General features: G+C 60.0%; 12 protein-coding genes. 8 read left to right on the top strand and 4 right to left on the bottom strand.

The features are described from left to right. Positions 1-84 precede the first annotated feature (84 nt). From AC4GMC_RS15285 to AC4GMC_RS15250, 8 genes are all read left to right on the top strand, one after another. Positions 85-1,689, top strand: coding sequence for an ABC transporter substrate-binding protein (locus tag AC4GMC_RS15285; RefSeq protein WP_487878271.1), 1,605 nt, complete (start codon positions 85-87; stop codon positions 1,687-1,689). A gap of 86 nt (positions 1,690-1,775) precedes the next feature. Then, a complete protein-coding gene (locus AC4GMC_RS15280; RefSeq protein ID WP_487878270.1) occupies positions 1,776-3,755 on the top strand; it encodes a CocE/NonD family hydrolase in 1,980 nt (659 codons plus the stop codon). A gap of 72 nt (positions 3,756-3,827) precedes the next feature. After that, complete coding sequence (locus AC4GMC_RS15275; protein ID WP_487878269.1) at positions 3,828-4,064, top strand: Lrp/AsnC ligand binding domain-containing protein; 237 nt, start codon at positions 3,828-3,830, stop codon at positions 4,062-4,064. A gap of 33 nt (positions 4,065-4,097) precedes the next feature. Continuing rightward, positions 4,098-5,240 carry an ABC transporter substrate-binding protein gene (locus tag AC4GMC_RS15270; RefSeq protein WP_487879346.1) on the top strand — a complete coding sequence of 381 codons (1,143 nt, stop codon included), beginning with the start codon at positions 4,098-4,100 and terminating at the stop codon, positions 5,238-5,240. A 42-nt stretch (positions 5,241-5,282) separates the two neighbouring features. Further along, entirely contained in the window at positions 5,283-6,203 is a 921-nt protein-coding gene (locus tag AC4GMC_RS15265; RefSeq protein WP_487880235.1) for a branched-chain amino acid ABC transporter permease, read from the top strand. Further along, positions 6,200-7,165, top strand: a complete 966-nt coding sequence (locus AC4GMC_RS15260; protein WP_487879235.1) for a branched-chain amino acid ABC transporter permease — start codon at positions 6,200-6,202, stop codon at positions 7,163-7,165. The genes AC4GMC_RS15265 and AC4GMC_RS15260 overlap by 4 nt, the downstream gene beginning before the upstream one ends. Beyond that, positions 7,162-7,908, top strand: coding sequence for an ABC transporter ATP-binding protein (locus AC4GMC_RS15255; protein WP_487877026.1), 747 nt, complete (start codon positions 7,162-7,164; stop codon positions 7,906-7,908). The genes AC4GMC_RS15260 and AC4GMC_RS15255 overlap by 4 nt, the downstream gene beginning before the upstream one ends. Continuing rightward, the gene (locus AC4GMC_RS15250; protein ID WP_487877027.1) at positions 7,905-8,591 is read left to right on the top strand and encodes an ABC transporter ATP-binding protein; all 687 of its coding nucleotides are present in this window, start codon (positions 7,905-7,907) and stop codon (positions 8,589-8,591) included. The genes AC4GMC_RS15255 and AC4GMC_RS15250 overlap by 4 nt, the downstream gene beginning before the upstream one ends. On the opposite strand, the gene AC4GMC_RS15245 is transcribed toward AC4GMC_RS15250, so the two are convergent. The 4 genes from AC4GMC_RS15245 to puuE are packed head-to-tail and all read right to left on the bottom strand — an operon-like array spanning position 8,592 to position 10,561. Continuing rightward, positions 8,592-8,747: a hypothetical protein gene (locus tag AC4GMC_RS15245; protein WP_487877028.1), complete on the bottom strand. Its 156-nt coding sequence runs from the start codon at positions 8,745-8,747 to the stop codon at positions 8,592-8,594. A gap of 3 nt (positions 8,748-8,750) precedes the next feature. Then, a complete protein-coding gene (locus tag AC4GMC_RS15240) occupies positions 8,751-9,011 on the bottom strand; it encodes a hypothetical protein (protein WP_487877029.1) in 261 nt (86 codons plus the stop codon). A gap of 15 nt (positions 9,012-9,026) precedes the next feature. After that, positions 9,027-9,161, bottom strand: a complete 135-nt coding sequence (locus tag AC4GMC_RS15235; RefSeq protein ID WP_487877030.1) for a hypothetical protein — start codon at positions 9,159-9,161, stop codon at positions 9,027-9,029. Beyond that, complete coding sequence (gene puuE / locus AC4GMC_RS15230; protein WP_487877031.1) at positions 9,158-10,561, bottom strand: allantoinase PuuE; 1,404 nt, start codon at positions 10,559-10,561, stop codon at positions 9,158-9,160. Before puuE ends, AC4GMC_RS15235 begins: the two co-directional genes overlap by 4 nt. Between the last annotated feature and the right edge of the window lie 20 nt (positions 10,562-10,581).

The following is a 10,581-nucleotide window of genomic DNA, read 5'->3' as shown; positions in this document are numbered from 1 at the left end:
GCGCGCAGACGTCTCCGGGCGGTGTGCGACCGGCACACGGCATAACGTATGAGACGCGTCGTCAGACAGCAGGGAGAAATAACTGTGACGAAACAAAAGGATATCTACCTCAAGAACCGCGCAAAGCTGCTCACGGAAAAGCAGATTGATCGCCGTTCCTTTGTGATGTCGGCACTGGCCGCCGGTGTGGCATTGCCCGCGGCACTGTCGCTGGCAGGCCAAGCCGAAGCCGCTACTCCTAAAACCGGCGGCAAGCTGCGCCAAGCGTTTGGCTACGGCTCCACCACTGACGTGCTGGACCCCGCAAACTCCGAAAACGGATTTATGCAGGCCGTCCAATTTGCACGCGGCAACTACCTGACCGAAGTGTCAAACACTGGTGAGCTGATCGGTGAATTGGCCGAAAGCTTTGAGCCATCAAACAATGCGTCCACTTGGGTGTTCAACCTGCGTCGCGGCGTTGAGTTCCATAACGGCAAGACCCTGACCCCAGAGGACGTGATTGCCACCTTCAACCGTCACCGCGCCGAGGACAGCACCTCTGCTGCGAAGGGTCTGATCACTGCCGTCAAAGAAATCCGCAAGGACGGCGACAACCAGGTTGTGTTTGAGCTGGAAAGCGGCAATGCCGACTTCCCGTTTATCGTGTCGGACTATCACCTGATGATCCAACCCGAGGGTGGCGACAATCAGGGCCTTGAAGGCACTGGCGGCTACATGATCGAAAGCTTTGAGCCTGGTGTACGCGCCTCGTTCAAGCGCAACCCCAACTACTTCAAAGAAGGCCGTGCCAACTTTGATGAGGTTGAATTCCTGTCTGTTCTCGACACCACTGCGCGTCAAAGCGCGATCATGTCCGGCGATGTGGATTTCGCTGACAGTATGGATCCCAAAACCGTGGCCCTAATGGCTCGTGTGCCCACGCTGAACCTGATGGAAGTCACCGGGACACAGCACTACACGTTCCCGATGCGTCTCGATGTGGGCCCGTTTGACAACTACGATCTGCGCATGGCGCTGAAGCTGGCGATCAAGCGTCAGGAACTGGTGGACAAGGTTCTGCTAGGTCACGGTGCAGCGGGCAACGACGTGCCTGTGTCATCGGCGATGCCCTTCCTCAACACTGAACTGCCCGTGCATGAGTTTGATGCTGATCGCGCGCGCTTCCACTACGAAAAATCCGGCCACTCTGGTCCGATCCAACTGTCTGTTGCCGACGCTGCCTTTGCCGGTGCCGTTGATGCGGGCCAGTTGATTGCAGCCTCCGCCGCCGAGGCCGGGATTGAGATCGAATTGATCCGTGAGCCATCGGATGGCTACTGGTCCAACGTTTGGAACAAAAAAGGCTGGTGTGCCTGTTACTGGGGCGGTCGTCCGACCCAAGACTGGATGTACTCGGCAGCATACACCTCCGACACTGAGTGGAATGATACCGCGTGGAAGGACACCGAAAGCGCAGATCGCTTCAACGATGTGGTCGTCTCGGCCCGGTCTGAGACAGATCAAACCAAGCGCAAAGACCTCTACTGGGAAGCGCAGCGTCTGTTGCAGGACGACGGTGGTGCGATCGTGGCTATGTGGGCGAACTTCATCGCGGCCCATTCCAAATCCTTGGCCAATGATGGCAACATCGCCGCCAACTGGGAAAACGACGGCAACAAAGTCGCCGAGCGTTGGTGGTTCGCGTAACAGCGCCCTCCTATCCAATCCACATGGCGGCGAGGGCAACTTCGCCGCCATTTTTGTGACTTCTCCCGACCCAAAGCGAGCCATCCATGGACACGGTGACAGAGTTTCCCTTTCCGGTCTCCGAAGACCCCCATGTTCTGATCCCCTTGCCTGATGGGACCCGTCTTTCGGCGCGTATCTGGCGGGCTGAAGGGGCGGGGCCCGTGCCCGCTATTCTGGAATACATCCCCTACCGGAAACGCGATGGCACCGCTGTGCGTGATGCACTTGGCCACCCCTATCTAGCCGGTCATGGATATGCTTGCGTCCGCGTGGACACCCGCGGCAACGGTGAAAGTGAAGGGGTAATGCATGACGAATACACCGAAACTGAGCTGGCGGATGCTTGTGATGTCATCGCATGGCTGGCCGCGCAGGATTGGTGCAGTGGCACAGTCGGAATGCAGGGTATTTCGTGGGGTGGGTTCAACAGCCTGCAAGTTGCGATGCGCCGCCCGCCAGCCCTAAAGGCAATCATTACCTTATGTTCCACAACTGACCGTTACGCCGATGACATCCACTACAAGGGCGGCGTCATGCTGGGCGAAAATCCGGGGTGGGCGGCAACGGCGTTGTCGTGGTTTTCGGTCCCGCCGGACCCCGCCTTGGTGGGCGACGCTTGGCGCGACATGTGGTTGGAGCGGCTAGAGGCCACGCCAGACCTCGCGACCCGTTGGGCACAGCACAGCCACCGTGATGACTATTGGGAGCATGGTTCCGTGTGCGAAGATTGGGGCGCGATTGACGCCGCCGTTTTGGCCGTCGGCGGGTGGCATGATGGCTACCGCAACACACCCGCCGCCCTGTTGGAAAACCTGTCCGCCCCGTGCCGCGCCATCGTCGGACCATGGAACCACAAATACCCGCACATCGGCGTGCCCGGTCCGCAAATCGGGTTTCTGGATGAGATGCTACGCTGGTACGACCATTGGTTAAAAGGCACCGAGACAGGCGTGATGCAGGACCCACCCTACCGCGCGTGGATGATGGATTCGGTCAAGCCTGAGGTCAGCCTCGCGACCCGTCCGGGCGTTTGGGTCGGCCAAGATGGCGTGGTGGGTGGGCCCACGCTCGCGCTACATCTGAACGGCAGTGCGCTTGCGGATGATGCAGGCCCCGTTGATGCGCTGGCCCGGACCGAGCCCACCCATGGATTGTGCGCAGGTGAATTTTTTCCATTTGGCTTTGGCCCCGGTGAGCTGCCTGCCGATCAACGCCCTGATGACGCGCTCGCGCTGTGTTTCGACAGCGCCCCATTGGAGGAAGAGGTGCAAATCCTCGGCGCGCCTAACGTGCGCCTGACGCTGAGCGCGGATCAAAGCCACGCGCAAATGACTGTGCGGTTGTGTGACCTGCGGCCTGACGGGACATCCGCGCTAATTACGATGGGGCTGCTAAACTTACGCCACCGCCTTGGGCATGACACGCCGGTGGATGTGACCCCCGGCGCGGCGATGGAGATCAACGTTTCCCTCGATCAGATCGCCTACCGCCTGCCCAAGGGCCACCGACTTCGGATCGCGATTGCGCCGAATTACTTCCCCTTTGCCTTTCCCAGTCCCAGGCCCGTGACCCTGCGTATCAAGGGTGGGGACATCATGCTGCCCCTGCGCACAGGACCTGAATGGCAAGGGTTCGGCCCGCCGCGCGCCGCACCACCACTGGCAACAGACACGTTGGCGCCACGCGCCGAAAGCAAGAAGATCACCCAAGATTACGGCACACGGACCATCACCACCGAAATCATTGGTGACGACGGCGTTTACCGCGACACAACCCATGGGCTGGAAACCGGGCTTTGCGTCCACGAAACCTTTACCATGCCCATGGATGACACCGGCGCGGCAAGCGCGCGGTTCCATTGGACCCGCAGCAAGGGGCGCGGCGCATGGCAGGTGCGGACCGAATGCGAGGTGTATCAGCGCGGCGATGGTCCCGACTTTGCCATCACATCGTGGATCAAGGCGTGGGAGGGCGACACCCTCGTTTTCGAGCGCGCGTGGGATACCCGTGTGCCAAGGGGGTAAAATGCCTCTACCCTTCCGCGCGCGGCCATGCTTTTCTGCGCGGGCTGCAACATGTGCCGACGGGAGACACAAATGAACTGCGTATTCGTCCAGATCCGCTGCCGCCCCGGCACAGGCTACACCGTGGCCGATGCCATTGCGCTGCGCGAAATTCATTCGGAGCTATATTCCACCTCCGGTGAATATGATTTGCTGCTCAAGCTCTACATCCCCGAAGGCGAGGATGTGGGCAAATTTATCAACGATAACCTGCTCGACATCGACGGAATCGAGCGGACGCTCACGACGCTGACGTTCAAAGCCTTTTGATCGAGCGTCCAAGGGACAAATAGGGGGACTACTATGTTCAAACACCTTGCACTTGCGGCCACGGTCGCGGCATTCGGAACCGCTGCATCGGCCGATGGCCACGGCGCGGTCAAAGTCGGGATGATCACCACGCTTTCGGGCGGCGGCGCGGGCCTTGGCATCGACGTGCGTGATGGTTTCATGCTCGCGATCAACCAATCGGGTAACACCAACATCGAGGTCATCATCGAAGATGACCAACGCAAGCCCGAAATCGCCGTGCAACTGGCCGACAAAATGATCCAGTCCGAAAAAGTGGACGTGATGACCGGGATCATCTGGTCCAACCTTGCGATGGCTGTGGTGCCTGCGGCAACAGCACAAGGCAAATTCTATCTGTCACCAAACGCGGGCCCATCGGCCTTGGCGGGTCGTGGATGTCACCCCAACTATTTCAACGTCGCCTGGCAGAATGACAATCTGCACGAAGCCGCCGGCGCCTATGCGAACTCTGCTGGCTACTCCAATAGCTTCATCCTCGCGCCCAACTACCCTGCGGGCCAAGACGCGCTGACAGGCTACAAACGCCAGTACGGCGGCGAACTGGCCGGTGAAGTGTTCACCAAGCTGGGCCAAACCGATTACGCAGCCGAAATCGCCCAAATTCGGGCATCGGGTGCAGACAGCGTGTTCTTCTTCCTGCCCGGCGGCATGGGGATTTCGTTCCTCAAGCAGTATGCCGATAGTGGCGTAGATCTACCCGTTGTGGGCCCTGCATTCAGCTTTGACCAAGGCATTCTCCAAGCCGTGGGCGCCGCTGCATTGGGCGTTGTGAACACGTCGCAGTGGAACAAGGACATCGACAACGCGACCAACGCGGCCTTTGTCGAAAGCTTCCAAGCGGAATATGGTCGCCTGCCCTCGCTGTACGCGTCCCAAGGGTTTGACACCGCCAACTTGCTGCTCAGCGCGATGGCCTCGGCCGATGTGAATGACGCCGATGCGTTCCGCGCGGCCCTCAAGGCGGCTGATTTTGCCTCTACCCGTGGGGATTTCGCCTTTGCCGACAACCATCACCCCATTCAGGATATCTACGTCCGTGAGGTGATCCAAGAAGGCGACGTTTTCACCAACCGCATCATTGGCACCGCCCTGACAGACCACAGCGATGTCTACGGCGCAGACTGTAAGATGTGATTTAACTGGACCGGGGCACGCTCCGGTCCAGTTCCCTCTCCCATGAGTCTTATTCTTCTGATCGAGCAGGTCCTCAACGGCCTGCAATTTGGTGTGACCCTGTTTCTGATGGCAGCGGGGCTGACGCTTGTGTTTGGCGTGATGGGTCTGATCAATCTGGCCCATGGGTCGCTGTTTATGTTAGGCGCATTTGCAGCGGCGGCAGTGGCGGGGGCGACGGGCTCATTCGTGTTGGCGCTTGGGGCTGCATTGGCTGCGGCCGCGGCTGCTGGAGCTTTAGTCGAGGTTCTGGTGATCCGGCGGCTCTATGCCCGCGACCACTTGGACCAAGTCTTGGCCACCTTCGCGCTGATCCTGATCTTCTCCGAAGGGACGCGCTGGGTCTTTGGCTCATTCCCGCTGTACCTGAACATACCCCCGGCGCTGTCCGGCCCCATCAGCCTGCCCGGAGGGATCGAGTATTCGACCTATCGGTTGTTCTTGATTGGGGTTGGCATCGCGGTGGCCATCGGGCTTGGGCTGTTGATCACCCGCACACGGCTGGGCATCCAAATTCGCGCGGGCGAAAGCGACCGTGAAATGATCGCAGCACTCGGTATCGACATTTCGCGCCTCTATACCATCGTCTTCGCACTCGGTGCCGCGCTTGCGGGATTGGCAGGTGCGTTGGTGGGTGCGATCCAATCGGTGCAGGTCGGCATGGGTGAGCCTGTCTTGATCCTCGCGTTCGTTGTGATCGTGATCGGCGGGATCGGTTCGATCAAAGGGGCGCTGGTGGGCGCCGTTTTGGTGGGCCTAACGGACACGCTGGGCAAGCTGCTACTGCCCGGATTGTTCGCGCTGTTCATGCCCGCATCCTCAGCGGCAACGGTCGGCTCGGCGTTGGCGTCTATGGCGATCTATATCTTGATGGCAGCGGTCCTGATCTGGCGACCAACAGGCCTGTTTGGAGTACGTGCATGATCCCCGAGCGTTGGCTAAACGCAGCCCTGACACTGGGGCTTCTGGCGGTGCCACTCTGGGCGCTGTGGGCAGATGAGCCGTTTACAATCACACTGGCCACCAAGGTCGCGATCCTTGCGTTGGCGGGTGTTGGCCTGAACATAGCGTTGGGCATTGGTGGGTTGGTCAGCCTAGGTCATGCGGCGTTCTTTGGTGTCGGTGGCTATGCGATGGGTATTCTGGCCCATCATGCGCAAACGTTTCAGCCGATGATCTGGGGCCTAGAGGGCACCAAGTCGATGCCGATCATTTGGCTAACGGCGCTGGTGTCATCGGGGCTGGCGGCTCTTGCGATTGGCGCGCTGACGCTGCGCACTTCCGGCGTCTATTTCATCATGATCACCCTCGCCTTTGGGCAAATGTTCTACTATTTCGCCATCTCTTGGCCCGCATACGGCGGTGAAGACGGGCTTTCGATCTATGTGCGAAATGGATTTCCGGGCCTCAATACGCTCGACCCGATCCAGTTCTTCGCCATTTCGTTTGTCGCGCTGATGCTGGCGCTGTTTATTCATGCCCGCCTCAAGGCGTCGCCCTTTGGCCTTGCACTGAATGCCGCGCGCCAAAGCCCGGACCGGGTGGAAACAGTGGGCCTGTCGCCTTTTCGCCTACGCCTTCTGGCATTCGTCATCTCTGGTGCGATTACGGGGCTTGCAGGCGCGCTGTTTGCGGATTTGAACCGCTTTGTTTCGCCCACAATGTTTAGCTGGCAACTGTCGGGTGAACTGATCGTATTTCTGCTAATCGGCGGCGTGGCCCGGCTGTACGGCCCCGTGGTCGGAGCAGCGGTGTTCATTTTCCTAGAACATCACCTTGGCGGCATCAGTGAATTTTGGCAGATCGGCTTGGGCGTCTTGCTCCTGCTGATTGTCCTGTTTGCGCGTGGTGGGTTGATCGGCCTCGTGGCGGGAGAAAAGCGATGACCCCCGTTTTGGAAACCCGTGGAATTACCAAAAGCTTCGGCGCGGTTGAGGCCAGTCGCGGGATCTCACTTGATCTACGGCCCGGCGAAATCCATGCATTGATCGGCCCTAATGGCGCGGGCAAATCGACCCTAATCCAGCAAATCGCAGGCAAATTGCGCCCAGACGCGGGCAGCGTGCATTTACTAGGGGCGGACGTCACGGCCCTTGGCGTGGCGGACCGTGCGCGTGCAGGTTTGGGCCGGACATTTCAAGTCAGCGCGCTGGCGATGGAGGACACGGTCCTGCAAAACGCGGTACTTGGTGCGCTGGGTACGCGCGGCGGGCGCGTGCCCCTGTTTCGCAGTGCCCTGCACGATGCCGACTTGCGCGCCACCGCCGAGGCCGCGTTAGACCGCGTTGGCCTGCTAGATAGCGCCGATATGCAGACCGCCGCCCTATCACACGGACAACGTCGCCAGCTAGAGGTGGCCGTGGCCCTAACCCTGAAACCACGGGCCTTTGTGATGGATGAACCCATGGCGGGTTTGGGGGCCGAGGGGTCTGCGCGGCTGACGCGTTTTCTAGACGGTTTGCGGGATGAGGCTCCGATCCTGATGGTGGAACACGACATGGACGCGGTCTTTGCGCTTGCGGACCGGATCAGTGTTTTAGTCTATGGTCAACTGATTGCGACGGGCACACGCGATGAAATCCGCGCCAACCCGGACGTACGCGCCGCCTATCTCGGAGAGGACGCATGAGCCTTTTGTCCGTCCAGAACCTAACCGCGCACTATGGCGCGACCCAAGCCCTGTTCGATGTCTCGCTTGAGGTCGCGCAGGGGGAGGTCGTGGCCTTGATGGGTCGTAACGGGATGGGCAAATCCACCACCGTCAAATCCATCTGTCGAATGATCCCGGCAGGTGGCACCATTACGTTCGACGGCACAGACCTGCGCGCCCTGCCCGCCCACAAGGCTGCGCAAGCTGGCATCGGCTTGGTCCCGGAAGGACGGAGGTGCTTCCCCAACCTGAGTGTACGCGAGAACCTGATTGCGGCAGCCCGCCCCGGCCCATGGCATGAGGCGACGGTCCTAGACCTGTTTCCCGGCCTAAGTGATCGGCTAGATCAAAGTGCGGCGACCCTTTCGGGCGGAGAGCAGCAGATGCTGGCCATCGGGCGTGCGTTGATGACTAACCCCCGGCTGTTGATCTTGGATGAGGCGACCGAGGGGCTTGCACCCCTGATCCGACAGGCGATCTGGGACGTGATCGCGCGGCTGAAACGGGACACAGGCCTTGGCATTCTACTGATCGACAAGTCGCTCAAGGAGCTGTCTGCAATTGCCGACACGGCCGTCATCCTTGATCGAGGGACCCGTGTCTGGGGCGGAACGATTATCGAGCTGACGCCTGAGGTCACCAACCGCCACCTTGGGCTGTGATCAAGTAGTGCCGTTATCCGGCAGGATCGTTAGCGGCTGATCCAATAGGTGTTCCGCCAGATTGGGGCCGCCGTGGACACGGTCAATCACCGTATAAAGCCCCTCCACCGACAGCGACGTCAAAACCCCATGACACATATTCGCCGCGATCTTCACCGCTTAGCGATCGTGGGCAATGAATGCCTTGAATGCCGCAGGGCATATTCGCGCGGCTCCACAGGGTCCAGACCGCACTGGCCGGAATAAAGACAAAGCTGCCCGTGCACAGCGTTTGGTGTCGCGCCCAAAGGTCAGCGTTGGCGTTTCGTGGGTCACAAAGAGCACCGCTTCGGCGCGCATATCCACTTCGGGCAACATGCTGTTGCCCTTCGGCCCGATCTCAATCGCGTATTGAGAGAACGTCTCGGCGAAACCCGACAATTGCCGCGCAAGGATCTATGCACGTGTTCCTTTCCAGTGCGGCAGGAACGAGGTCACAATATCCCTGTGCGTCACTGCGGGCAGAACGAAACAGGCCTCGGGGTTAGCGTCTTGGCCCATCATCCCGCCCTTGGGGAACGCATAGCTCATGGCAGTAGGTCCTTTAGACGGTGCAGCGCGATGCGTTCTACGTTGTAACAGGCAGTGGCAAATTCGGTATCAGCATCCGAGTTGAGCCGCGCCTTAAAGGCCGCGATGATACTGCGTTTATCGTGATCCCTGACTGCGATGATGAAGGGAAAGCCGTACTTTTCGACGTATTGCGTGTTCCACTGGGTGAATTGCACACGCTCCGCATCCGTGAGCGCGTCGAGCCCTGCGCTTGCTTGCTCTGACGTACTTTCAGCGGTGAGCCGTTTGGCGGTCGCCAGCTTGCCCGCCAAATCGGGGTGCGCGCACAGAACCGCCATTTGCTTTGCGGGGTCCGCCGCGCGAAACGCCCGGCACAGCGCGTTATGCAGGCCAATTGCGGTGTCGTGGGCTGGGCCCAGTTCCAACTGGTGCGCGTGTTCAGCCACCCAAGGGGAGTGTTCGAAAATGCCACCGTATGTCGACACGAATGTGTCACGCTCCATCTGGCTGGGCCGGGCGCGTCGCACGTGGGGGTGGGTCTTGGCCCAGTGGGTCGCGATGTCGATCCGCCGCGCAAACCAAACATCCTCATGGGCGGCGACGTATTCAAGAAACCGCCGCAACGCCTGCACCCGGCCCGGCCGCCCGATCAGCCGACAATGCAGGCCCACCGACATCATCCGCCCACCCTCTGCATAGAGCACGTCGAAACTGTCCTTGAGATAGCTGTAGAATTGATCACCCGCGTTGAAGCCCTGAGGCGTGGCAAAGCGCATGTCGTTGGCATCCAACGTATAGGGGATCACCAATTGATCCCGCGCGCCGACCTCAACCCAATAGGGCAGATCATCGGCGTAACTGTCAGAGACATAGGCAAAGTCGCCCTCTTCGGCCACCAATCGCACCGTGTTTTCAGAACACCGGCCAGTGTACCAACCGACGGGGCGGCAGCCCGTGACCTCTTGGTGCAGTTTGACGGCGGCTGCGATGCTCTCACGTTCTTGCGGCTCGGGCATGTCCTTATGTTCAACCCACTTGAGCCCGTGGCTGGCCATCTCCCATCCGGCGTCGATCATCGCGGCGGTCTGTTCTGGGTTACGCGCCAATGCGGTGGCCACACCGTAAACCGTCAGAGGAATGTCCATTTCGGTGAACAGGCGGTGCAGTCTCCAAAAGCCCGCGCGCGCGCCGTATTCATAGATCGACTCCATGTTCCAGTGCCGTTGTCCGGGCCACGCGGCGGCACCTACGATTTCGGACAAGAATGCTTCAGACGCAGAGTCGTCGTGAAGAATGCAGTTTTCACCACCTTCCTCGTAGTTGAGGACGATCTGTACCGCGATCCGCGCACCGCCGGGCCAATTCGCTTCTGGGGGTTTGGGCCCGTAGCCCACCATATCTCGGGGATATCTGCGCATCGCTCGCTCCTGTGGATGTG

This window comes from Thalassobacter sp., assembly GCF_982993085.1.
Note: the sequence above shows the minus strand (reverse complement) of the source record. Positions and strands in the feature narration are given on the sequence as shown.

What these genes read in the sequence shown, in the direction of transcription:
- AC4GMC_RS15280 (WP_487878270.1), top strand. Translation starts at nt 1,776, where the DNA reads ATGGACACGGTGACAGAGTTTCCCTTTCCGGTCTCCGAAGACCCCCAT.
- AC4GMC_RS15275 (WP_487878269.1), top strand. Translation starts at nt 3,828, where the DNA reads ATGAACTGCGTATTCGTCCAGATCCGCTGCCGCCCCGGCACAGGCTAC.
- AC4GMC_RS15270 (WP_487879346.1), top strand. Translation starts at nt 4,098, where the DNA reads ATGTTCAAACACCTTGCACTTGCGGCCACGGTCGCGGCATTCGGAACC.
- AC4GMC_RS15265 (WP_487880235.1), top strand. Translation starts at nt 5,283, where the DNA reads ATGAGTCTTATTCTTCTGATCGAGCAGGTCCTCAACGGCCTGCAATTT.
- AC4GMC_RS15260 (WP_487879235.1), top strand. Translation starts at nt 6,200, where the DNA reads ATGATCCCCGAGCGTTGGCTAAACGCAGCCCTGACACTGGGGCTTCTG.
- AC4GMC_RS15255 (WP_487877026.1), top strand. Translation starts at nt 7,162, where the DNA reads ATGACCCCCGTTTTGGAAACCCGTGGAATTACCAAAAGCTTCGGCGCG.
- AC4GMC_RS15250 (WP_487877027.1), top strand. Translation starts at nt 7,905, where the DNA reads ATGAGCCTTTTGTCCGTCCAGAACCTAACCGCGCACTATGGCGCGACC.
- AC4GMC_RS15235 (WP_487877030.1), bottom strand. Translation starts at nt 9,161, where the DNA reads ATGAGCTATGCGTTCCCCAAGGGCGGGATGATGGGCCAAGACGCTAAC.
- puuE (WP_487877031.1), bottom strand. Translation starts at nt 10,561, where the DNA reads ATGCGCAGATATCCCCGAGATATGGTGGGCTACGGGCCCAAACCCCCA.